Annotated in this window: 19 protein-coding genes and 1 pseudogene; 9 read left to right on the top strand and 11 right to left on the bottom strand. The window is 65.0% G+C overall.

The annotated features are described in order from the left end of the window. The first annotated feature begins 323 nt into the window (after positions 1-323). The 6 genes from AC1DWU_RS20475 (at position 324) to AC1DWU_RS20450 (ending at position 6,180) form a co-directional block, all read left to right on the top strand. Positions 324-2,987, top strand: a complete 2,664-nt coding sequence (locus tag AC1DWU_RS20475) for a DNA translocase FtsK (RefSeq protein WP_477151858.1) — start codon at positions 324-326, stop codon at positions 2,985-2,987. Positions 2,988-3,130: 143 nt separating this feature from the next. After that, positions 3,131-3,778, top strand: a complete 648-nt coding sequence (locus tag AC1DWU_RS20470; protein ID WP_477151857.1) for an SRPBCC family protein — start codon at positions 3,131-3,133, stop codon at positions 3,776-3,778. Beyond that, positions 3,778-4,113 (top strand): ArsR/SmtB family transcription factor, encoded by a 336-nt coding sequence (locus AC1DWU_RS20465; protein WP_477151856.1) that lies wholly within the window; start codon positions 3,778-3,780, stop codon positions 4,111-4,113. The genes AC1DWU_RS20470 and AC1DWU_RS20465 overlap by 1 nt, the downstream gene beginning before the upstream one ends. 83 nt (positions 4,114-4,196) lie before the next feature. Beyond that, positions 4,197-4,853 (top strand): LolA family protein, encoded by a 657-nt coding sequence (locus AC1DWU_RS20460; protein WP_477151855.1) that lies wholly within the window; start codon positions 4,197-4,199, stop codon positions 4,851-4,853. 109 nt (positions 4,854-4,962) lie between these two features. Continuing rightward, on the top strand, positions 4,963-5,781 hold the full coding sequence (gene xth, locus AC1DWU_RS20455) for an exodeoxyribonuclease III (protein WP_477151854.1): 819 nt from the start codon (positions 4,963-4,965) through the stop codon (positions 5,779-5,781). A 9-nt stretch (positions 5,782-5,790) separates the two neighbouring features. Beyond that, positions 5,791-6,180 carry a RidA family protein gene (locus AC1DWU_RS20450; RefSeq protein ID WP_477151853.1) on the top strand — a complete coding sequence of 130 codons (390 nt, stop codon included), beginning with the start codon at positions 5,791-5,793 and terminating at the stop codon, positions 6,178-6,180. 36 nt (positions 6,181-6,216) lie between these two features. Here the strand turns inward: AC1DWU_RS20450 and AC1DWU_RS20445 are convergent, their stop codons facing one another. From AC1DWU_RS20445 to AC1DWU_RS20425, 5 genes and pseudogenes are all read right to left on the bottom strand, one after another. Further along, a complete protein-coding gene (locus AC1DWU_RS20445; RefSeq protein ID WP_477151852.1) occupies positions 6,217-6,672 on the bottom strand; it encodes a cyclic nucleotide-binding domain-containing protein in 456 nt (151 codons plus the stop codon). Between the two features lie 165 nt (positions 6,673-6,837). Beyond that, positions 6,838-7,601: pseudogene (locus AC1DWU_RS20440) on the bottom strand (carbon-nitrogen hydrolase family protein). 125 nt (positions 7,602-7,726) lie between these two features. Then, complete coding sequence (locus tag AC1DWU_RS20435) at positions 7,727-8,410, bottom strand: response regulator transcription factor (protein ID WP_477151851.1); 684 nt, start codon at positions 8,408-8,410, stop codon at positions 7,727-7,729. A 252-nt stretch (positions 8,411-8,662) separates the two neighbouring features. Continuing rightward, positions 8,663-10,030 (bottom strand): chromate efflux transporter, encoded by a 1,368-nt coding sequence (gene chrA, locus AC1DWU_RS20430; protein ID WP_477151850.1) that lies wholly within the window; start codon positions 10,028-10,030, stop codon positions 8,663-8,665. 57 nt (positions 10,031-10,087) lie between these two features. Continuing rightward, complete coding sequence (locus AC1DWU_RS20425) at positions 10,088-10,765, bottom strand: YggS family pyridoxal phosphate-dependent enzyme (RefSeq protein ID WP_477151849.1); 678 nt, start codon at positions 10,763-10,765, stop codon at positions 10,088-10,090. A gap of 99 nt (positions 10,766-10,864) precedes the next feature. Between AC1DWU_RS20425 and leuS the strand changes: the two genes are divergently transcribed. Genes leuS through holA form a run of 3 tightly spaced genes read left to right on the top strand, consistent with a single transcriptional unit; the run spans position 10,865 to position 15,019 of the window. After that, positions 10,865-13,501, top strand: a complete 2,637-nt coding sequence (gene leuS, locus AC1DWU_RS20420; RefSeq protein WP_477151848.1) for a leucine--tRNA ligase — start codon at positions 10,865-10,867, stop codon at positions 13,499-13,501. Beyond that, positions 13,488-14,000, top strand: a complete 513-nt coding sequence (lptE, locus tag AC1DWU_RS20415; RefSeq protein ID WP_477151847.1) for an LPS assembly lipoprotein LptE — start codon at positions 13,488-13,490, stop codon at positions 13,998-14,000. The genes leuS and lptE overlap by 14 nt, the downstream gene beginning before the upstream one ends. Continuing rightward, positions 14,000-15,019 carry a DNA polymerase III subunit delta gene (gene holA / locus AC1DWU_RS20410; RefSeq protein WP_477151846.1) on the top strand — a complete coding sequence of 340 codons (1,020 nt, stop codon included), beginning with the start codon at positions 14,000-14,002 and terminating at the stop codon, positions 15,017-15,019. Before lptE ends, holA begins: the two co-directional genes overlap by 1 nt. A 181-nt stretch (positions 15,020-15,200) precedes the next feature. Here holA and AC1DWU_RS20405 read toward each other — a convergent pair whose 3' ends face one another. The 6 genes from AC1DWU_RS20405 to rho all read right to left on the bottom strand — a co-directional run bounded on the left by AC1DWU_RS20405 (position 15,201) and on the right by rho (position 22,257). After that, on the bottom strand, positions 15,201-16,070 hold the full coding sequence (locus tag AC1DWU_RS20405) for a ParB/RepB/Spo0J family partition protein (RefSeq protein ID WP_477151845.1): 870 nt from the start codon (positions 16,068-16,070) through the stop codon (positions 15,201-15,203). A 10-nt stretch (positions 16,071-16,080) separates the two neighbouring features. Beyond that, on the bottom strand, positions 16,081-16,881 hold the full coding sequence (locus tag AC1DWU_RS20400) for a ParA family protein (RefSeq protein ID WP_477151844.1): 801 nt from the start codon (positions 16,879-16,881) through the stop codon (positions 16,081-16,083). A 27-nt stretch (positions 16,882-16,908) separates the two neighbouring features. After that, entirely contained in the window at positions 16,909-17,541 is a 633-nt protein-coding gene (gene rsmG / locus AC1DWU_RS20395; protein ID WP_477151843.1) for a 16S rRNA (guanine(527)-N(7))-methyltransferase RsmG, read from the bottom strand. Further along, complete coding sequence (gene mnmG, locus AC1DWU_RS20390) at positions 17,541-19,403, bottom strand: tRNA uridine-5-carboxymethylaminomethyl(34) synthesis enzyme MnmG (RefSeq protein ID WP_477151842.1); 1,863 nt, start codon at positions 19,401-19,403, stop codon at positions 17,541-17,543. Before mnmG ends, rsmG begins: the two co-directional genes overlap by 1 nt. 85 nt (positions 19,404-19,488) lie before the next feature. After that, on the bottom strand, positions 19,489-20,814 hold the full coding sequence (gene mnmE / locus AC1DWU_RS20385) for a tRNA uridine-5-carboxymethylaminomethyl(34) synthesis GTPase MnmE (protein ID WP_477151841.1): 1,326 nt from the start codon (positions 20,812-20,814) through the stop codon (positions 19,489-19,491). 177 nt (positions 20,815-20,991) lie between these two features. Next, a complete protein-coding gene (gene rho, locus AC1DWU_RS20380) occupies positions 20,992-22,257 on the bottom strand; it encodes a transcription termination factor Rho (protein ID WP_055047046.1) in 1,266 nt (421 codons plus the stop codon). Positions 22,258-22,297 lie beyond the last annotated feature (40 nt).

Here is a 22,297-nt window from a genome sequence, read left to right as displayed (position 1 = left end):
GCATAGGCCCAAAACCCCGGCCGGCCGGCGAGGCGTGAGCCTCTTTCATCTGCGGACTACCGCTACGGGGCAAACGCCTCGCCGGTCCCGCTTCGTCTTCCTCGAAAGGGGAAGGTTCTTTGAAAACTCCGAAGCCGAGAGGCTGTCGGACCTGTTCGCTTGTCGTGATCTCACCCCAATCCTGAGACGCTGCGGCCCCGTCACCGGCCACCCCACTCCGCTCCCGGTTAGCTCCGAGTTAACCCTAACCCCCTAGGATCAGCCTTCGATCGGCGCGCCGTCTGCCGCCGGTTCAGCGTTCCGTTTGTAGAGTGTACCAGACGATGCCGGCACAGCACCTGCTCGAAGACGCCCGTCGAGAAACCGCCCCCGCCATAGCGATTCGCATCCCCGTCCGATTGATGGGCGCGATCATCCTCAGCCTCGTGGCCATCGTGCTGGTGTCCCTCGCCACCTGGCAGGTGGATGATCCGAGCTTCTCCTATGCCTCGGGCGAGCCGGCGCGGAACTGGCTCGGCTTTCCCGGAGCCGTCATCGCCGACATGGCGTTCCAGGTCTTCGGCCTGGGCGTGCTGACCCTCCTTGTTCCGCCCTCGCTCTGGGGCTGGGGGCTGATTCGTCATCGCGTTCCCTCGCGCATGGGCCTGCGCCTCCTCGCCTGGGTCGCGGCGACCCTCTTGAGCTGCGGCCTCTTCGCCTTCATCGTCGCGCCCGAAAGCTGGCCGCTGCCTACCGGCCTCGGCGGCCTCGTCGGCTCGAGCTTCACCAATCTCGCCATCCTCGCCACCGGCGCCACGCCGCAGCCGGTCACCGCAATCCTCTTCGCCATCATCATCGCCGCGCCGACGCTTGCCCTGTTCTGGATCGCCATGGGCCTTGGCAAGGTCACCCTCCCCGAGCTGCCCAAGGGCAAGGCCCGCGCCAAGACCGCCGGCGGCAAGGCTGCCGCCGCGGCCCCCGACGACGACGGTCCCGACCGCGATTCGATCTTCGACATCATGCTCGGCGCCGCAGTGCATCTCGGCTTCTCGGCCCGCACCGCCTTCCGCCGCGCCCGCGCTGGCATCGCCGAGCGCCGGGCCGCCGAGGCGGAAGCCGAAGCGTGGCGCGGCGAGGCGGTTGAGCCAAGCCTCCACGGTCGTGCCCCGTCCGCTGCACCGGCCGTTCGCGCCGAGCCCGCCCTCACTGTCGAGCGCCGCTCGATCGTCGCGGCGCACGAAGAGCCGCCGTTCGACGACTATCCGCCCGAGCCCGAAGAAGATGCCGATATCCCGCGCTGGGAGATGCAGACTCCGCTGCGTGGCCCGATGGCCGCCTCGCGCAGTCCCGCCCCGATGCCGCACGTCCCGGCCGCCCATCAGGCGGCCCCCGTGGTGTCGCCGCGCGTCGCTGCCCCCGCTCCCCGTCCGCAGCCCGGCACCCGCGCCGCCCGCGAAGCCCAGGGCTCCTTCCTCGACGAGCCGCACGGCTTCGAACTACCCGAGCTGAGCCTGCTCACCCCGCCCAAGCACAAGGGTCCGAGCCCCGAGCATGCGCCCGAGCGTCTCGAGGCGATGGCGCGCAAACTCGAATCCGTGCTGGCCGATTTCGGCGTCAAGGGCGACATCATCAATGTCCGCCCGGGCCCGGTCGTCACCCTCTACGAGCTCGAGCCCGCGCCCGGCATCAAGTCGAGCCGCGTCATCTCGCTCGCCGACGACATCGCCCGCTCGATGAGCGCCATTTCGGCCCGCGTCGCCGTCGTCCCCGGCCGCAACGCCATCGGCATCGAGCTACCCAACGAGCAGCGCGAGACTGTGTACCTGCGTGAAATGCTCGCCTCGACCGATTTCGAGAAGATGAAGGGCAAGCTCCCCATCTGCCTCGGCAAGACCATTGGCGGCGAGCCGATCATCGCCGATCTCGCCCGCATGCCCCACCTGCTCATCGCCGGCACCACCGGCTCGGGTAAGTCGGTGGGCATCAACACCTTCATCCTCAGCCTGCTCTACCAGATGACTCCCGAGCAGTGCCGCCTGATCATGATCGACCCCAAGATGCTGGAACTGTCGATCTACGACGGCATCCCGCACCTCCTCACTCCGGTCGTCACGGACCCATCCAAAGCTGTCGTCGCCCTCAAGTGGGCCGTCCGCGAGATGGAGGACCGCTACCGCAAGATGAGTAAGATCGGCGTCCGCAACATCGACGGCTTCAACCAGCGCGTCGGCGAGGCCGCCGCCAAGGGCGAGGTCATCACCCGCACCGTGCAGACCGGCTTCGACCGCGAAACCGGCGAGGCGATCTTCGAGAGCGAGGAGTTCAACCTCCAGCCGCTGCCGTTCATCGTCATCATCATCGATGAGATGGCCGACCTGATGATGGTCGCCGGCAAGGAAATCGAAGGCTCGGTGCAGCGCCTGGCGCAGATGGCCCGCGCCGCCGGCATCCACGTCATCACCGCCACCCAGCGCCCGTCGGTCGACGTCATCACCGGCACCATCAAGGCCAACTTCCCCACCCGCATCTCGTTCATGGTGACCTCGAAGATCGACAGCCGCACCATCCTCGGCGAGCAGGGTGCCGAGCAGCTGCTGGGCAATGGCGACATGCTCTACATGGCCGGCGGCGGCCGCATCCGGCGCCTCCACGGCCCATTCGTCGCCGATAGCGAAGTCGAAAGCGTCGTCAATCACCTGAAGTCGCAGGGCGCCCCGGACTATCTCGATGCCATCGTCGCCGACGAAGACGAGATGGACGAAGGCGGCACGGCCGGCGGTGATGGCGACGAGTACGGCGGCTCGGGCGACGAGCTCTACGACAAGGCGGTCAACGTCGTGCTGACCGACAAGAAGGTCTCGACCTCCTACATCCAGCGCCGCCTCGCCGTCGGCTACAACAAGGCCGCAACGCTGATCGAGCGCATGGAAAAGGAAGGCGTCATCTCCGCCCCCAACCACGCCGGCAAGCGCGAGATCCTCGTCGGCAACAACTCCGACGGCTACTGACGCGATCTCTCACCCTCCCCCGAACAGCGGGGGAGGGGCCTCGCCATCGCCGATCAGGCCCCAGACCTCTCCTCCGCTGACAGACTCGACACGCTATTTCAGCCTGTGCTTATATAAGTCGAGACTGAGATAAGGAGAAGACCGTGGCTTTCGATATCGCCGCCCACCTTGGCGCCATGACCCGCAGCGTCCGCAATCTCGAGAAAGACGGCCAGCCCGCCAAAGCGGTGATTGCCAGTTGCGTCTACAACACCACTCCGGCCGACCTGTGGGACGCCCTGACCCAGCCGGAACGGCTCAAGCGCTGGTTCGCGCCAGTTACTGGCGATCTGCAGGTCGGCGGACGTTACCATGTCGAGGGCAATGCCAGCGGCACCGTGACTGGGTGCGTCCCGCAAAAGAGCGCCAGCCTGACCTGGGAATTCGCCGGGGCCGTGAGCTGGGTCAACCTGACCCTGACGCCGGACGACGCAGGCACGCGGCTCGAACTCGAACACATCGCGCCGATCAGTCCGCACTGGGACAACTTCGGCCCCGGCGCCGTGGGCGTCGGCTGGGACCTCAGCTTCCTCGGCCTCTCGGCTCATCTCGCTAGGCCCGATGCCGATGTCCGCGCCGAAGGCCTGGGCGCCTGGGCAACCTCGGACGAAGCCAAGGTGCTGATCCGCACCGCCAGCAGCGACTGGGGCCGCGCCGCTATTGCCGCCGGCGAGGACAGGGACCATGCCCTCGAGGCCGCCGAATCGACCCGCCGGTTCTACACCGGCGAAGCCCCGCCTCCGGAGATGTGATGCACGCCTTCGACGTCCTCGGCGACCCCGTTCGCCGCCGCATCCTCGAGTTGCTCGCCGAGCGCGAGCACGCCTCGGGCGAGGTCGTCGAGGTCATCGCCGCCGAGTTCGGCATCAGCCAGGCCGGCGTCAGCCAGCACCTCAAAGTGCTGCGCGACACCGGCTTCGCGACTGTCCGCCCCGAGGGCACCCGCCGCGTCTACAGCCTCGACACCACTCCGCTGCGCGACATCGACGATTGGCTGGAGCGCTTCCGCGGCTTCTGGACCCACAAGCTCGCCTCGCTCGCCACCGAGATCGCCCGTGGCAAGAAGGAACGCTCCGAGGATTCCTGACCGGCCGGAACCTTCCACCTGTTGCCGCAATTCCTATCTAGAGGCATGCTCACAATTCGCGACCATGAAGGAACGTCACCAGGATGATCCGCCGCAGTTTTCTCGCCTTCGCCGCCGTGCTCGCCGCCTTCCCTGCCGGTTTTTCAGCCTTGGCGCAGGAACAGGGCGCCGCGCAGCCGCGCGCGCTCACCGATGCCGAGCGGCAGCTGATCACCGAGATCAACGAGCACAACTCCGCGATCAAGACCATGGTCGGCCGGTTCCTCCAGATCGATACCCGCGGCCAGCGCATCGAGGGCACCTTCTTCCTCGAGCGGCCGGGTAAGATCCTGTTCCGCTACAATCCGCCCTCCTACGAGCAGATCGTCTCCATCGGCCGCGGCTTCTATGTCGTCGATCGCAAGGAAAAGACCCAGTACGCCTACCCCCAGGACAAGGTACCGCTGCGCCAGTTCCTCGATACCAAGATCGATCTGTTCAAGGCCAATATCGTCGCGGTCGCCCAGTCCGACGACTATTTCTCACTGACCCTGCAGGACGATACCCCCGCTGGCGTTGTCCGCGTCGCGCTGGTCTTCGATACCGAGAGCAAGGACATGAAGCAGTGGACGCTGACCGAGCCGTCCGGCGCCGAACTGACCTTCTCGCTCTACGATGTCGACAAGGACGTCGACATCCCGAAGTCCTATTTCTACATCGATCCGACCTTCCGCGCCGTCTCCGCGCCCAAGGAAAGCTGACCCCGAAACCGAGCTGAAACGAGGAAGGCAGCGGGCGCCGTTTCCGGCTTTACGCTGTCCCCTCCCCTCGGCATAAGAAGCGCCTCTCCCAAACCAAGGCGCCTTCCTTATGCCGACGAGCTTTGCCACCTGGAACATCAACTCGGTTCGCCTGCGGCTGCCGCTAGTGCTCGATTTCCTGCGCCAGTACCAGCCCGATGTCCTGTGCCTGCAGGAGATCAAGTGCCTCGACGACCAGTTCCCGCGCAAGGATTTCACCGCCGCCGGCTATCCGTACCACGCTGTCCATGGCCAGAAGGGCTATCATGGCGTCGCCATCGTCTCGAAATACCCGCTGACCGACATCTCGAGCCGCGTGTTCTGCGAGATCGAGGAGAGCCGCCACGTCTCGGCGCTGGTCGATCTCGGCCCTACCTCGCCGATCGGCAGCATGACCGTTCACAATTTCTACATCCCGGCGGGCGGCGATGAGCCCGATCCCGAGATCAACCCTAAGTTCAAGCACAAGCTCGGCTTCCTCGCCGAGCTGAAGGCCTGGTTCGGCGAGGACCATTTCAAGGAACGCCAGCTGATCTGCGGCGACTTCAACATCGCCCCTCTCGAGCATGACGTCTGGAGCCACAAGCAGCTGCTCAACGTCGTCAGCCACACCCCCGTCGAGACCGAGGCGCTCAACGCCCTGCTCACTGGCGGCCATGGCTGGGTCGACGTCGTGCGCAAGTACTTCCCCGCTGAGGAGAAGCTCTATTCCTGGTGGAGCTACCGCGCCAAGGATTGGGAGGCGGCCAACAAGGGCCGTCGCCTCGACCACATCTGGACCACCGCCGATGTCGCCGCCCACACCGCCGGCGCCGAAATCATCAAGCCGGCCCGCGGCTGGAGCGAAAAACCCTCCGACCACGTCCCCGTCATCGCCCGTTTCTCCTGAGGTAACCGAATGCCCCGCCAGCTCGTCAGCTCCGGCTCCTACCTCGAACCGGTGATCGGCTTCTCCCGCGCCGTCCGCGTCGGCAACATCGTCGTGGTCGGCGGCACCGCCCCGATCAAGGCGGAAGGCGGCACCGCAGCCGTCGGCGACGTTTACGGCCAGACCAGGCGCTGCCTCGAGATCGTCGCCAAGGCCTTCGCCGACGCCGGCGCTCGCCTCGAAGACGTCACCCGCACCCGCATCATCCTCACCGATATCGCGCTGTGGAAAGACGCCGCCCGCGCCCACGCCGAAGTCTTCGGCGTGATCCGCCCGGTCACCACGCTCATGCAGGTTGCCGCTTTCGTCGACCCCGACTGGCTGGTCGAAATCGAAGCTGAAGCCGTCATCGCTGACTGATTCACGTGGAACAAGAGTGGCGGCAGGTTCCGACGCCTACCCCTTGCGGAACCGCCCCCGCGTCTCCTCGATCGCTCCGAGATAGCTGGTCAGCTCCCGCCGGATCCGGTCTGCCGCGCGGGCCGCAAGCTCCGGATACTGGTTCGCCAGCTTCATGAACGCGGTGCGCGGCACGAACAGCGTTTCCACCGCATCGATCGCCTTGATCGTCACCGGCCGGGGCTTGGCCACCACCAGCGCCATCGTTCCCAGCACCGCGCCGACATCATGGATCAGGTACGGATTGTCCTCGGCCCCGTCCTGGGTGCTCGACACCGTGCCGGAGACCAGCACATGCGCGCCCTCCGGCTGGTCGCCGGACGCATAGATGACGCTGCCTGGGCGGAACTTCTTCCGTTCCGAGGCGAACGCGAGCAATCGCCGCTGTTCGGCGTCGCAGATTTCGAAGAAATCCGCGCGTCCCAGAATCGTCGCCGCGTCGTCGAGTTGCATCCCGCCCCATTCCCGGACCGTTGTCACACTCCGGACGCTTACGCGCCCGGTTGTGCCCCGGCCCCCGATATAGAGCATTTCTTGCCGCTGTCAGGAATCGATTTTGCAGCGTCCAAGACGAGAGCAAAAGTTATGCACCGACGACGCCCACCCTCCAGCCGTCAGCTATTGCACAGCGCCCGCGACATCTCGCGCAGCTATCGGCATATCAAAGATCAACAGCCCAGGCGCTTCCAGCGGCAGCTCCGCCACAACCTGGCCCTTCGGACTAAGCATAGCCGTGGGCCCCCACGCGACTCGTCCATCCCGCTCGCCGGTCACGTCTGCCGATACGAGCCAAAGGCCCGTCTCCCGGCAGCGCTCGCACCGCACCGCATTGTGCACCGCCCTGAACGCCTCTGCCTTGGCCCGTGGCATCATGTTGTTGGCCGAGCAGACGATCAACTCCGCGTTGAGGTCGACCAGCTTCCTCGCAGCCTCGGGAAAGTTCGTATCGTTGCAGATGTTTATACCGAACTGCAGCCCATCGACCGTGAAGATCGGCGTCTCGGTTCCGGCCTCGAAGGCGGCCTCGCCAGCGAGCAGATGCACCTTCCGGTACTGCCCGACCAAGCGGCCTCGGTCGATCACCACGGCCGTATTGAACAGCCGCCCCTCATCGACCTCGATCAGGCCGAGAACGATCATCGGCCCAGTCTTGGGCAGACGGTCGACGACAGCCCCGAACTCTGGCGAACGAAGGTCCAGCGCAACGCGTCGCGCCGCTGACTCGTCGGGAGATACCCCTGCAGGAAGGCCTCCGGAAGGCACAGCAACCGCGCCCCCTCGGCCTCCGCCCGCACGGCGAAGTCGACCATCGACGCCACTGCAGCATCGATGTCTTCCCGATACTCCAGTGTCTGGGCGGCGGCGATTCGCACAGTCTTGATCATGCCATTGCTAATGCACACGATTCCGCATCATTCGCCAGTTCGGCGGCGAGTGAACGGAATCGAGCACAAAAGCACGAGGCCGATCCAACGGCCCGTTCTGGTGGGATTTGTGGCCGGTGCCCCTACGGCACCAGCCGATAGCCGCCGTCTTCCGTCACCAGTAGCCGCGCATTTGACGGATCGCGCTCGATCTTTTGGCGCAGTCGGTAGATATGCGTCTCCAGCGTGTGCGTGGTGACCCGGTTGTTGTAGCCCCACACTTCCTTGAGCAGGATCTCGCGGGTGATGGTCTTCGGGCCCTGCCGGTAGAGGTACTTGAGGATCGAGGTTTCCTTGTCGGTCAGCCTCACCTTGGCCCCATCCGGCGCCTCGAGCAGCTTCGCCGCCGGCTGGAAGCTGTAGGGCCCGATGGTGAACACCACGTCCTCGCTCTGGTCGTGCTGGCGCAGCGAGGCGCGGATACGCGCCAGCAGCACCGAGAACCGGAACGGCTTCGTCACATAGTCGTTGGCGCCCGATTCCAGCCCCAGGATCTCATCGGAATCGCTGTCCTGCGCGGTGAGCATGATGATCGGGCTCTTGAAGCCCTCGCGGCGCATGATCTTGACCGCCTCGCGGCCATCCATGTCCGGCAGCCCCACATCGAGCAGCATCAGGTCGACATGCGCGCCGCGGACCTTGCCGAGCGCCTCGGACGCTGATTCCGCCTCCACCAGATCGAACTCGCGATAGTGCGTCAGTTGCTCGATCAGAGTCTTCCGAAGGTCGGCATCGTCGTCGACAATCAGGATGCGCCGTCTATTCATGATGTTACCCCAAGCCATAGGCTTTGAATTCCTGAGTTATTCTGGGGCCTTGTGACCGGCCAATCAAAACGGCGTGACACCGTCGTGAGGGGAGAAACGTGATTTGACATGACTAGGTTTCACCCCTTGCGCGCCTATGGTGAAATAATCTCTAGCCACGTCATCCTGACGGGAAGCTGACAATTCGCTGACAATGCGAGGCTCGTGGACCGGTTTCCCGTCGCAAGAGCATGGCCCCGATCGGCCCGGGAGCTAGACGGGCAGCAACAGCACCAGCAGCCCTAGTCCGCCGCAGATGGCGAGCGTCCTCAGGGTGCCAAGCCGGAGCCGGAACAGGCAAGCGACAGCAACGAGGCAAAGCCCTACCGCGATCCAGTTGATCGATCCCCAGTCAGGGCTCGCTATCGTCACCGGGCCGGCGTGTAACACCCCTACGTCGCGGAAAATCACGTGTAGCCCGAACCAGATAGCGAGGTTCAGGATCACGCCAACCACGGCTGCGGTGATCGCGCTTAGCGCTCCCGACAGCGCCTTGTTCGAGCGCAGCCCTTCGACATAGGGCGCCCCGAGGAAGATCCAGAGAAAGCAAGGAACGAACGTCACCCAGGTGGTGAGCGCGCCGCCGAGCAGCCCGGCGAGCATCGGGCTGAGCCCACCGGGATCGCGGTAGGCGGCGAGAAACCCGACAAAGCTCAGCACCATCACCAGCGGCCCCGGCGTGGTTTCCGCCAGCGCCAGGCCATCGACCATCTCGCCCGGCTGCAGCCAGCCGAAATTCTGCACCGCCTCCTGCGCCACATAGGCCAGAACGGCATAAGCACCGCCAAACGTCACCACCGCCATCTGCGAAAAGAACGTCAACAGCACCGCAAAGGTGCTGCCCCAGCCAAGTGCAGGGACAATCAGCACCAAGGGCGCAATCCACAGCGCCAGCCAGGCTGCAACAGTGCCAATCATCCTCACCGACGACGGATGGCCGGCAACGAAGCCGGCCCCTATGACCGAGGGGTGGTCCATCGCGGCCGCCCTATGCCCGGCGGGGGCGAAGATCGCCGGATTGGCGCGTGTCCCCACATATCCGACCAGCCCGGCGAGCAGGACCACGACCGGGAACGGCACGTTGAACGCAAACAGCGCCAGGAAGGCAACGATCGCGATGGCGAGCATCACCTGGTTCCTGATCGCCCGGCGGCCGACGCGGATGACCGCCTCGATGACGATCGCCAGCACTGCGGCTTTCAGCCCGAAGAACAGGCTCGCCAGCCAGCTCGTCTCGTGAAAAGCCGCATAGAGCGCCGATAGCGCCATGATGACGATGAAGCCCGGCAGCACGAACAGGACGCCAGCGATCACCCCACCCTTCGTGCCGTGCAGCAACCAGCCGATATAGGTCGCAAGCTGCTGCGCCTCGGGTCCGGGCAGCAACATGCAGAAGTTGAGCGCATGGAGAAACCGGCCCTCCGCGATCCAGCGGCGCTCCTCCACCAGTTCCTTGTGCATCAGCGCGATCTGCCCCGCCGGCCCACCGAAACTCAACAGGCCGATCCTGGCCCAGACGGCCGTAGCCTCGCCCAGCGTCGGGTGGCTCGGCGCGAGTTCGAGTTCGGTCGCGATGGTCATTTTGCGATCTTCCCGCTCTGGTGCGTTTCGTCACCGAACGCCTGTACTGCTAGGATATTACGGCGCCATAACATCCCGCGCCCCGAACAGAGCGCTACCCACTCGCACATGCGTCGCTCCCATGGCGATCGCCGTCTCGAAGTCGCCGCTCATCCCCATCGACAGCTTCTCAACCCCGGCATCTCGCGCCAGTGAGGCTAGGTGGGCAAAGTACGGGCCCGGCGGATCGGCCTCCGGCGGAATGCACATCAGCCCCACCACATCGAGGCCATGCAGGTCCCGGCAGCGCCCCACGAACGCCGCCGCGTCCGCCGGCGCGATGCCCGCCTTCTGCTCCTCCTGCCCGATATTGACCTGCACAAATACCGGCAGGCGCCTCCCGGCCCGCTTCATCTCCTCGGCCAGGATGCCCGCCAGCTTGTCGCGGTCAACCGTCTGGATCACGTCGAACAGCGCCACCGCCTCTCGCGCCTTGTTGGTCTGCAGCGGCCCGATCAGGTGCAACTCTATGCCGTCATAGGAAGCCCGGAGCTCTGGCCACTTTTCCTTGGCCTCCTGCACACGGTTTTCCCCGAATACCCGCTGCCCCGCGTCAAGAAACGGCCGGATTGCTGCGGCATCGAAGGTCTTGGAGACGGCGACGAGCTCCACGCTATCCGGCGGCGGACCGAACCGCTGGTGCGCGCGCTCGATCCTGGACCTGATGTATTCGAGGCTTTCAGCGGCGTTCTGCATAGCGCTTCTGTTGACCGGTTAACGGAATTCTGATGAAGGTCCGGTAGCCAAAAAACCCCACGAACGCAACGCAATCTGCGGCTTAAGGACTGTCCCGAAGTGACTGGTAGAACGACCGAACGCTACAATCCGCGTGTCGAAGAGCCACGCTGGCAGAAGGCCTGGGAGGACAACAAGTCCTTCGAGGTCAAGCACGACGACAGCCGCAAGCCCTACTACGTGCTCGAGATGTTCCCCTATCCGTCCGGGCGCATCCATATGGGTCACGTCCGCAACTATACCATGGGCGACGTCCTCGCGCGCTACATGCGTGCCATGGGCCGCAACGTGCTGCACCCGATGGGCTGGGACGCCTTCGGCCTGCCGGCCGAAAACGCCGCCATGCAGAACAAGGTTCATCCCAAGAGCTGGACCTACGCCAATATCGCCGCCATGCGGAAGCAGCTGAAGTCGATCGGCCTCGGCATCGACTGGAGTCGCGAGTTCGCCACCTGCGACGTCGAGTACTACTCCAAGCAGCAGAAGCTGTTCCTCGATTTCCTGCGCGAGGGCCTCGTCACCCGCAAGAAATCCAAGGTCAATTGGGATCCCGTCGACATGACCGTGCTCGCCAACGAGCAGGTGGTTGATGGGCGCGGCTGGCGCTCTGGCGCCGTCGTCGAGCAGCGCGAGTTGAACCAGTGGGCCTTCAAAGTCTCCGATTTCGCCGAGGACCTGCTAGAAGCACTCGACACCCTCGACCACTGGCCCGAGAAGGTGCGCGTCATGCAGCGCAACTGGATCGGCAAGTCCGAGGGCTTGCGCCTGCTGTTCGAGCTGACGGCAGAGTTCCGGCAGCAGTTCACGTCCATCGAGGTGTTCACGACCCGGCCGGACACGATCTTCGGCGCCTCTTTCATCGCCATTTCGGCCGATCATCCTCTGGCCGCCGCCCTCTCGGATAGCCCCGAGATCGCGGCTTTCATCGCCGAAACCCGGCGCCACGGCACTGCCACCGAGACCATCGACAAGGCCGAAAAGCTGGGCATTTTCACCGGGTTGCACGTGAAGCACCCGACCAAGCCCGGTGCCACCCTGCCGGTCTATATCGCCAACTTCGTGCTGATGGACTACGGCACCGGCGCCATCTTCGGCTGCCCTGCCCACGACCAGCGCGACCTGGACTTCGCCCGCCGCTACGACCTGCCGGTGATCCCCGTGGTCCTGCCCGACGGCGCCGACGCCGATAATTTCGAAGTCGAATCAGAGGCTTACAACGGACCCGGCCGCATCTTCCATTCGGGCTTCCTCGATGGCCTCGAGATCGAAGCCGCCAAGAAAGCGATCGCCGAGCACTTCGCCGCCCGCGTCGTCGACAACCGCCCGCAGGGCACCGTCGAGGTGAATTACCGCCTGCGCGACTGGGGCGTCTCGCGCCAGCGCTACTGGGGCTGCCCGATCCCGGTGATCCATTGCGAGAACTGCGGCGCCGTCCCGGTGCCGGACAAGGACCTGCCCGTCGTCCTCCCCGAGGACGTGAGCTTTGATCGCCCCGGCAATCCGCTCGATCACCACCCGACGTGGAAGCATGTCGCCTGCCCGCAATGCGCCGGCCCGGCGCAGCGCGAAACCGACACCATGGACACCTTCGTCGATAGCTCCTGGTATTTCGCCCGCTTCACCGATCCGCACGCCGCCACCCCGACGGTTCCGGGCATCGCCAACACCTGGCTGCCGGTCGACCAGTATATCGGCGGTGTCGAGCACGCGATCCTCCACCTGCTCTATTCGCGCTTCTTCACCCGCGCCATGAAGCAGACCGGCCACCTCAACATCGAGGAGCCGTTCAAGGGCCTGTTTACCCAGGGCATGGTGGTGCACGAGACCTATCAACTCGGTTCCGGTCCGAATGGCGAATGGGTTTCCCCCGCCGACATCCGGATCGAGCAGGTCGACGGCGAGCGCCGCGCCAGCATGCTGCAGACCGGCGAGACCGTTGTCATTGGCTCCATCGAAAAGATGAGCAAATCCAAGAAGAACGTCGTCGATCCCGACGAGATCGTCTCGACCTACGGCGCCGATACCGCCCGCTGGTTCATGCTGTCCGACTCCCCGCCGGAGCGCGATGTGCAGTGGACGGAGGCCGGCATCGAAGGCGCCAGCCGCTTCCTGCAGCGCGTCTGGAAGCTGGTCGGCGACTTCCTTGACCTCGAGGACGACATTGCGGCCCGCCTCACCGGCACCGGCGACGCTGGCGTGCTGGAGCTCCGCAAGGTGGTGCATCGCGCCGTCAACAATGTCGGCGGCGAGATCGAGGGTCTGCGCTTCAACCGCGCCGTGGCCCAGATCTACGAGCTCTCCAACGCCATCGCCAAGTTCTCGCAATCGGTCGCCAGCAGCGTGTCGCCGGCACAGCGCGACGCCCTACGCGAGGCGGTGGAGCGCCTGGTACAGCTCGTCGCCCCGATGATGCCGCACCTCGCCGAGACCTGCTGGGCCGCGCTAGGCAAGACCGGCCTGGTCGTCGACGCCGGCTGGCCGGTGGCGGATCCGACGCTGTTGGTCGAGTCCACCGTCGTCCTCCCCGTCCAGGTCAACGGCAAGCGCCGCGGCGAGATCACTGTCCCCGTCGGCGCCGCCAAGGAACTGGTCGAGAAAGAGGTCTTGTCACTCGAGGCAGTTGCCCGCATGCTGGAAGGCAAGCCGCCCAAGAAGCTGGTGATCGTCCCCGACAGGATCGTCAATGTGGTCGTCTAAGTCGCTGCTGCGTCACGCGTTTGTCGCGCTGAGCCTGCTCGGCGCGACCGCGCTTGCCGGCTGCACCGGGCTGACCCCGGTCTATGGCGAGCGTGGCATCGGCACCGAACGGCATGCGCTGAACTATTCGAAACCCAATAGCCGCGCCGAGCAGATCATCTACCAGGAACTGGCCCTGCGTTTCGGCCGCGCCACGGATCCGGCAAGCCCCACCGTCCGCATCACTACCTCGGATACGACGCGCAAGCTGACGCGGTCCGGCGTCACGCGCCCCGCCGAGCAACGCGAGGCGACGGTCACTGCCAAGATCGAGCTGGTCGCCGCTGACGGCTCCATCGTCCTGTCCACCACCCGCTCTGCCGCCGCGCTCTACACCACCGACAGCCAGGCGCTCGCCGCCTCCGAAGCCGAGCGCCTGGCCATCGAGCGCGCCGCGCGCGAGCTGGCGGAGACCGTGCGCCTCACCCTCCTCGGCGCGCTCGCCCAGTCGGCCACCTGATGGGGGCGCTGAAGGCGCACGAAGTCAGCCGCTTCGTCGACCGGCCGGACCTCGAGGCTGGGATAATCCTCGCCTACGGCCCCGATGCCGGCCTCGTCCGTGAAACCGGCCAGCGCCTCGCGCGACGCTATGCCGGCAACGATGCCGACAGCATGAACCTCGTCATCCTCGACGGCGCCGAGCTCGATGCCGACCCGTCGCGCCTCGCCGTCGAGGCCAAGACGACCTCGCTGTTCGGCGATCGCCGCGTCATTCGCGTCCGCAGCGCCGGCAAGTCGCTGGTCATGCCGCTCACCGAACTGCGCGACAATCCGGGCTCTATCATCATCCTCGAGGCGGGCAACCTCACCCCCAAGGATCCGCTCCGCGCCCTGGTGGAGACTGCGAAACTCGGCCGGGCGCTGCCCTGCTACCCCGACAATGACGAATCGCTCGGCCGCCTGATCTCCGAGACCTTCTCCAAGGCCGGCATCCGCGCTGACCAGGACACCGTCGCCGCTCTCCGCGACACGCTTGGCAACGACCGCGAGATCACTCGCCGCGAGCTCGAGAAGGTCGTTCTATTCGCCGCCGACTCCAAGCTATTGACACGCAACGACATTCTGACGCTCTGCGCCGACAATGCCGCCCTCGTCCTCGACGAAGTCGTCGACGCCACCGGCACCGGCCATGCCGCTGATCTGGACACCGCGCTCGAGCGCGCCATCGCCCAGAGCGTCAACTCGCAGCAGATCCTCGCCAGCGCGCTGAGCCATTTCACCACGCTCCGCCGCTGGCGCGTCGAGGTCGACAGTGGCAAGTCCCCCGGCGCTGTGCTCGACAACGCCCGCCCTAAGCCGCACTTCTCGCGCCGCTCGTCGATCGAGCGCCAGTTGCGCCTCTGGACCGACGACGCGCTGAGCGCTGCGCTGGATCGCCTGCAGCTCGCCGTCGCCGACAGCCGCAAGCGCTACGGGCTCGCCGACACCGTCAGCCGCCGCGCGCTTCTGGCAATTTGTACAATGGCTGCAGAGCGTTAGCTCAATGTTTCACGTGGATCAGCGGTGCCAACGTCAGTGTAGCTGACGTATTCCGTCATCCCGGATAGGCAGGAATGAACGACGTCTGAACGACGGAATCCGCTGGAAATCGATGGCTTCGACGCGCGAAGTTCCAACGATGGACCAGCGTTAGGCCATGAACTTCTGCCAGTCGACGGTGCTAAACCCCGTAGCCGGTCAGCTTCATGCAGATGCCGTCGAGCTGCTCCAGGGTCCGGTAGCGGATCTCCAGCCGCCCGCCCTGGTCCTTGTGGTCGATCGCGACGTGCAGCCCCAGCACATCGGACAGCCGCTTCTCGAGCGCCGCGGTGTCTGCGTCCTTCTGCTCGGCCGGTGCCGGCTTCTTCTTCGGCGCGTTGATCTCGCGCTGCGTCATGGCTTCCGCCTCGCGCACCGAAAGCCCGCCACCGACGATGCGCTTCGCCAGCGCCACCGGATCTTCCGCCGTGATCAGCGTACGGGCATGGCCGGCCGTGAGTTCGCCGCTCGCCAGCATGCCGCGCACGTCGTCTGGCAGCTTCATCAGGCGCAACGTGTTGGCGACGTGCGAGCGGGACTTGCCGATCACCTGCGCCAGGTCGTTCTGGGTGTAATCGAACTGCTCGATCAGCTGGGCGTAACCCATTGCTTCTTCGAGCGGATTTAAGTCGACGCGCTGCACGTTCTCGATGATCGCGAGCTCGAGCGCTTCCTTGTCGTCGACGTCGCGGATGATCACCGGCACGTCGTTGAGCCCGGCCCGCTGCGACGCGCGCCAGCGGCGCTCGCCGGCGATGATCTCGAACTGATTCGGATCGGTGGTCGGCCGCACCAGCAGCGGCTGCATCACGCCCTTCTCGCGGATCGAGCTGGTCAGCTCTTCCAGCTGGTCCGGATCGAAATCCCGCCGCGGGTTGGCGCGGTTGGCGATCAGGAAGTCGACCGGCAGGCGCTTGCTGCCGCTATCGGCGAGCCGCGCGCCTTCCATGGTCGCCATATCGCCGATCAGCGCCGCAAGGCCTCGCCCGAGCCGTGAAGGTTTCTCGTTCATTCCAACTTCCTCATGCGGCCATGAGCTGGCGCTCACGCCGGATAACTTCGGTAGCAAGGCGCAGATAGGCCTGGCTACCGGCACATTTCAGGTCATAGAGCAGGGCCGGCTTGCCATAGGACGGCGCCTCGGAAAGACGGACATTGCGCGGTATGACGGTGTCATAGACCAGCGACCCCATCTCGGAACGCACATCGGCCAGCACCTGCTCACTGAGGTTGTTGCGACGGTCGAACATCGTCATCACAACACCCTGTATCGACAGGCGCGGGTTCAGCGTGGTGCGAATTTGCTCAATGGTTTGAAGCAGTTGGCTCAGGCCTTCGAGCGCGAAGAACTCGCACTGCAGCGGCACCAGCACGGCATCCGCGGCCACCAGGGCGTTGATGGTCAAGAGGTTTAGCGACGGCGGGCAATCGATCAGCACGTAGCTCACCGACTGGCCGTTGATCGTCAGGTCGCTCATTGCCCTGAAGGCGTCGCGGAGCCGGAACGCCCGGTCCGCCTGCTGCGCGATGGTCAGCTCGACGCCGAGCAGGTCCAGCGTCGAGGGCACGATGGCCACGTTGGGTACGCTGGTCATCACGGCCGCGGCCGCCACCTTGGCGTCGCCCATCAGCAGATCGTAGCTGGACACATCGCGGCCGGAACGCGAGATTCCGAGTCCCGTCGAGGCATTGCCCTGCGGATCGAGGTCGACGATCAGCACCCGCTCGCCGATCGCAGCGAGCGCGGTTGCCAGGTTGATCGCGGTAGTGGTCTTGCCGACCCCACCCTTCTGGTTGGCGAGGGTCAGGATTCGAGGAGCCAAGGCACGGCCTCCGAGCGTTTCCGCTAACTATATGGTTTTCCGTCGCAAATTGCTGATTTCCAGCAATACGCCGGCCTCGTCGGTGGCGCTCTTGGTTATTACCACGTCGAACTCCCACGCCAAACGACTTTCCGCGAGCTCCACAGCATGATCCCGCCCCTTGTGCAGGATCGCGCGGGTTTCGGGCCCAAAGAAGGGGTGGATAAGTTCCAGCAGCGTCGGCAACGCCGCGAGCGCGCGTGAGGTGATGACGTCGAAAGATGTTTCACGTGAATCAAAACTGTCGGTCCGCCCGGCGTGCACGTCGGCGGAAAGCCCCAGTTCGCGGGCAACTTGGCGCAGGAAGGCGACCTTCTTGCCGATCGGCTCGACCATGGTGATGTGGGCCTGCCCGCCCTTCAAGGCGATGGCCAGTGGCAGGGCGGGCAGGCCTCCGCCTGATCCCACGTCGAGGAAACGCTCATCCGTCGGCCGCAGGAGGGGCAGAACCTGCAGCGAATCCAGGATGTGGCGCGACCACAGGGCATTCTCTGTTTCACGTGAAACAAGATTCTGCACCGCGTTCCATTTCTTCAGCAGCGCAGCAAACGATTCCAGATCCTTGCGCACCACGGCTTCCGGCCTGACGAAGCCGCCGGAATAGGCGGTCAGATCGCCCATCAGCCGGCCTGGCGTAGGCTACCCCGGCGAACCACCGACAGGATGAGCGTGATGGCGGCGGGCGTGACACCCTCGATGGCCTGGGCCTGCGCAATGGTCGCCGGCCGCCTTTGCTCCAGCTTCTGCCGCATCTCCATCGACAGGCCCGGCAGGGCGGCATAGTCGAGCCAGTCAGGGATCTCCCGGCTTTCGTCGCGCTTAACTGCCGCAATGTCGGCCTGCTGACGCTGCAGGTAGACGGCGTATTGCGCATCGACCGTCAGCTGCTCCACGATGGACGGCGACAGGTCGGCAATCTCCGGCCAGAGCGGCACAAGGTTGGCTGCTTCGACGTCCGGATAGGACAACAGCTCGAATGCGCTGCGCTCGTGCCCGTCAGCATTCACCGCCAGGCCAGCCTTGCGGGCGGCTGTCGGCGTCGTCCGCAGCCGATCCAGCGTTGCACGGCCGGCGGTCAAGGCTGCCGAGCGCGTCTCAAAGTGCTGCTGACGTTCTTCGCCGACCAACCCCGCCTCGGTCGCGATCCGTGTGAGGCGCTGGTCGGCGTTGTCGCTGCGGAGGTGCAGGCGGAACTCGGCGCGTGAGGTGAACATTCGGTAGGGCTCACTTACCCCCCGCGTCACCAGGTCGTCGACCATCACGCCGAGATAGCTTTCGGTCCGCGACAAGTGGAATGCGTCATCGCCGTTGCTGGCAAGGCCCGCGTTGGCGCCGGCGTACAGCCCTTGTGCTGCCGCCTCTTCATAGCCGGTGGTCCCGTTAATCTGTCCCGCGAGGAACAGACCCGGCAGACGCTTCAGCTCGAGAGTCGGGCGAAGTTCGCGGGGATCAACATAGTCATACTCGATCGCATAGCCGGGCCGGATGATCCGGACATTCTCCAAGCCCGGCATCGACTTGAGGAAAGCTTCCTGGACCTCAGCGGGAAGGGAGGTCGACAACCCGTTGGGATAGATCGTGTTGTCGTCTAGGCCTTCGGGCTCGAGGAAGATCTGGTGGCTGTCGCGATCGGCGAAGCGGACAACCTTGTCTTCGATCGACGGGCAGTAGCGCGGACCGCGGCTCTGGATCCGGCCGGAGTACATCGCCGAACGATGCAGATTTTCTGAGATGATCCGATGCGTATCGGACGTCGTGCGGGTGATATAGCAGCTGATCTGCGGCGTGGTGATCGCCGTGGTCAGCGAGGAGAACGGCTCCGGCGGATCGTCGCCGCGCTGCTCTTCAAGCCCGGAGAAGTCGATCGATGTCGCATCTAGACGCGCCGGGGTGCCGGTCTTCAGCCGCCCGAGGGTGAGGCCAAGCGCCTCGAGCCGGGTCGAAAGGCCGAGCACCGGCTTCTCGCCGACGCGGCCGGCAGGCGTGGCTTCTTCGCCTCGGTGGATAAGGCCACGGAGGAAGGTCCCGGTGGTGAGAACGACAGCCCTGGCGCCAAAGCGCCGGCCATCGAGCAGCACCGCACCGGCGATACGGCCGTCCGTAACAACGAGGTCGTCGACCTCACCTTCGATGACGGTCAGGTTGGGCTGCGACAGGATCGCCGCCTGCATCGCCTGCCGGTAAAGCTTGCGATCGGCCTGGGCCCTGGGGCCGCGGACAGCGGCACCCTTGCGGCGATTGAGGACGCGGAACTGGATGCCGGCAACGTCGGCCACCCGGCCCATCAGCCCGTCCATCGCGTCGATCTCGCGGACCAGATGGCCCTTGCCGAGGCCGCCGATCGCCGGATTGCAGCTCATTTCGCCGATGGTGGCGAACTTGTGGGTGATCAACGCAGTAGGAACGCCGAGACGAGCCGAAGCCGCCGCGGCTTCGCAGCCGGCGTGCCCGCCTCCAACAACAATGACGCCGAAGTCGCTCATCTCGCAGATCCCTGGAAGGCGGCGGTCTAGTCCAATGTTTCACGTGAATCAACAGCGCCGGGTGCAGGGCCGCGTTTCACGTGAATCATTTACCGATGCAGAAGGCCGCAAACAGATGGTCGAGGACGGACTCTGCGTCCATTCGGCCGAGCAATCGCTCCATGGCGGTGGAGGCTCGCCTCAGATCCTCCGCCGCCAGTTCAGGATCCTTAAGGCGCTCAGCGGCCTCAGCTAGGGCCATCACGGCCGCGAGCAGCGCCTCGCGATCCCGCTCGTGGCTGACTATTAGTTCCGACGGCTGAACTGAACCGGCGCCTGAGGCCTCATAGAGCTTCTCCAGAAGAGTTTCGATGCCCTCGCCGGAGGCAACTGAGACGCTGAGCTCGGCGCCTTCGACTGTCCCCAGATCACTCTTGGTCCCAACGACCGCGATCGGAGGTCGCCGCCATGGCTGCTCTTCGAACTCCGGAAAGTCCGGGGGGTGGACGATCGCAACGTCCGGCGCCTGCAGCCATAGCACCTGGTCAGCCCCGATCAGTGCCTGCTTCGCGCGCTCGACCCCGATAGCTTCTGCCTTCGACGTCGTATCGCGAAGGCCAGCGCTATCGATGAGGATGATGAGCTGACCTTTGACGTCGAGCGGCACTTCCTTGAGGTCTCGCGTCGTGCCGGGCTCGTCTGATACGATAGCCACATCGGAGCGGGAGAGGGCGTTGAGAAGGCTCGACTTGCCGGCGTTTGGTGGGCCGGCGAGTACAACGCGAAAGCCGCTGCGGAGGATTCGACCCTGACCGCGAGTGGCGAGCACGCCGCCGATTTCACGGCCCAGGGCCTCAACATTGGAGCTGAAGCCTTCGGGAAGCGTTCCGACATCGCCTTCGTCGGAGAAGTCCAGTTGAGCCTCGATCTCGGCCCGAAGGTCGAGCAGGCGCTCTCGCCAGCCCTCCACTTGCCGCGTCAGACCGCCTTCCATGCGGGCGTAAGCGAGGGACCGCTGGTTCTCGGTCTCGGCCTGGATCAGATCGCCAAGCCCTTGAGCTTCAACGAGATCGAGCTTGCCGTTCTCGAAGGCTCGCCGGGTGAACTCGCCAGCGTCCGCGAGCCTGATACCGGGTTGTGAGGTCAGTCCCCGAAGGGTTGCCCGCACCACGGCGGGCGAGCCGTGTAGCTGGAGTTCGGCGCAGTCCTCCCCGGTGAAGCTGTGCGGGCCGGGCATCCAGGCGACAAGCCCTCGATCCAGCGTCTCTTCGCCGATCCGAATGTCAGCAAGCTTCAGGTGTCGCGGAGCGGGAAGGGCGCCGAGCATGTCGATCAGGACGCTGCCGGCCAGTGGGCCGGAGAGACGGATGACCGCTACCCCGGACGGCAGGGCGCCGGAGGAGAGTGCGACGATGGTGTCATCGGTACGCATGACAACCACAGCGCATCGGGCGATGGGAGAGATGGATCCCGGCCTTCGCCGGGATGACGCCGGTGGGGAGGGGATACTCGGGTGAGATGGCTGGCATCCAAACGGACATCCCCGCCTTCGCGGGGATGACATCGTGGATGTGGATCGTCCGGTGCGTGAACACCCGGCCCAGCTGTCTTAGGTGTTCATCGAGTCGAAGAAGTCGGAGTTCGTCTTCGTCTGACGGATCTTGTCCATCAGGAACTCCATCGCATCGACCGTGCCCATCGGGTTGAGGATACGGCGCAGGACGTACATCTTCCTGAGGATATCCGGCTCGACCAACAGCTCTTCCTTGCGGGTGCCGGACTTGGTGACGTCCATCGCCGGGAACACGCGCTTGTCGGAGACCTTGCGGTCGAGGACGATTTCCGAGTTACCAGTGCCCTTGAACTCTTCGAAGATCACTTCGTCCATGCGCGACCCGGTATCGATCAGCGCGGTCGAGATGATGGTCAGCGAGCCGCCGTCTTCGATGTTTCGAGCGGCCCCGAAAAAGCGCTTGGGGCGCTGCAGCGCGTTGGCATCCACGCCACCGGTCAGCACCTTGCCGGACGACGGCACCACGGTGTTGTAGGCGCGGCCGAGGCGAGTGATCGAATCGAGCAGAATCACCACGTCGCGCTTGTGTTCGACGAGGCGTTTCGCTTTCTCGATCACCATCTCAGCGACCTGGACGTGGCGGCTGGCCGGCTCGTCGAAGGTCGAGGAGATTACCTCGCCCTTCACCGAGCGCTGCATGTCGGTGACTTCCTCGGGGCGCTCGTCGATGAGCAGCACGATGAGGTAGCACTCGGGGTGATTGATGGCGATCGACTGTGCAATATTCTGCAACAGTACCGTCTTACCGGTACGCGGTGGTGCAACGATCAGGGCGCGCTGGCCTTTGCCGAGCGGCGCCACCAGATCCATGATCCGGGCGCTCTTGTCCTTGACCGTCGGGTCGGGGAGCTCGAGGCGCAGCCGCTCATCGGGATAGAGCGGCGTCAGGTTGTCGAAGTTGATCTTGTGACGGACCTTCTCGGGGTCCTCGAAATTGATGGTGTTGACCTTGAGCAGCGCAAAGTAGCGCTCGCCTTCCTTGGGAGACCGGATCTGGCCTTCAACCGTGTCGCCGGTGCGCAGCGAGAAGCGGCGGATCTGCGAGGGGGAGACGTAGATATCGTCCGGGCCCGGGAGGTAGTTCGCGTCCGGCGAGCGGAGGAACCCAAAGCCGTCGGGAAGGACTTCCACCACGCCTTCGCCGGTGATGTCCACTTCACGTGCCGCCAGTTCCTTGAGGATGGCGAACATCAGTTCCTGCTTACGCATCGTCGAGGCGTTCTCGACCTCGTAAGTCTCGGCGAATTCAAGCAATTCGGCAGGCGTCTTGGCCTTGAGCTCGCTGAGCTTCATATTTTCCATTGCGCGGAAGACCCTTGGGCAAACGTAAGTGGCGGGATGT

The sequence above is a fragment of the Devosia sp. P2_G7 genome, from assembly GCF_056403495.1.
Note: the sequence above shows the minus strand (reverse complement) of the source record. Positions and strands in the feature narration are given on the sequence as shown.

Coding starts and splice junctions, on each gene's coding strand:
- AC1DWU_RS20475 (WP_477151858.1), top strand. CDS start 324: ATGCCGGCACAGCACCTGCTCGAAGACGCCCGTCGAGAAACCGCCCCC.
- AC1DWU_RS20465 (WP_477151856.1), top strand. CDS start 3,778: ATGCACGCCTTCGACGTCCTCGGCGACCCCGTTCGCCGCCGCATCCTC.
- AC1DWU_RS20460 (WP_477151855.1), top strand. CDS start 4,197: ATGATCCGCCGCAGTTTTCTCGCCTTCGCCGCCGTGCTCGCCGCCTTC.
- xth (WP_477151854.1), top strand. CDS start 4,963: ATGCCGACGAGCTTTGCCACCTGGAACATCAACTCGGTTCGCCTGCGG.
- AC1DWU_RS20450 (WP_477151853.1), top strand. CDS start 5,791: ATGCCCCGCCAGCTCGTCAGCTCCGGCTCCTACCTCGAACCGGTGATC.
- AC1DWU_RS20445 (WP_477151852.1), bottom strand. CDS start 6,672: ATGCAACTCGACGACGCGGCGACGATTCTGGGACGCGCGGATTTCTTC.
- AC1DWU_RS20435 (WP_477151851.1), bottom strand. CDS start 8,410: ATGAATAGACGGCGCATCCTGATTGTCGACGACGATGCCGACCTTCGG.
- chrA (WP_477151850.1), bottom strand. CDS start 10,030: ATGACCATCGCGACCGAACTCGAACTCGCGCCGAGCCACCCGACGCTG.
- AC1DWU_RS20425 (WP_477151849.1), bottom strand. CDS start 10,765: ATGCAGAACGCCGCTGAAAGCCTCGAATACATCAGGTCCAGGATCGAG.
- lptE (WP_477151847.1), top strand. CDS start 13,488: ATGTGGTCGTCTAAGTCGCTGCTGCGTCACGCGTTTGTCGCGCTGAGC.
- holA (WP_477151846.1), top strand. CDS start 14,000: ATGGGGGCGCTGAAGGCGCACGAAGTCAGCCGCTTCGTCGACCGGCCG.
- AC1DWU_RS20405 (WP_477151845.1), bottom strand. CDS start 16,070: ATGAACGAGAAACCTTCACGGCTCGGGCGAGGCCTTGCGGCGCTGATC.
- rsmG (WP_477151843.1), bottom strand. CDS start 17,541: ATGGGCGATCTGACCGCCTATTCCGGCGGCTTCGTCAGGCCGGAAGCC.
- mnmG (WP_477151842.1), bottom strand. CDS start 19,403: ATGAGCGACTTCGGCGTCATTGTTGTTGGAGGCGGGCACGCCGGCTGC.
- mnmE (WP_477151841.1), bottom strand. CDS start 20,814: ATGCGTACCGATGACACCATCGTCGCACTCTCCTCCGGCGCCCTGCCG.
- rho (WP_055047046.1), bottom strand. CDS start 22,257: ATGGAAAATATGAAGCTCAGCGAGCTCAAGGCCAAGACGCCTGCCGAA.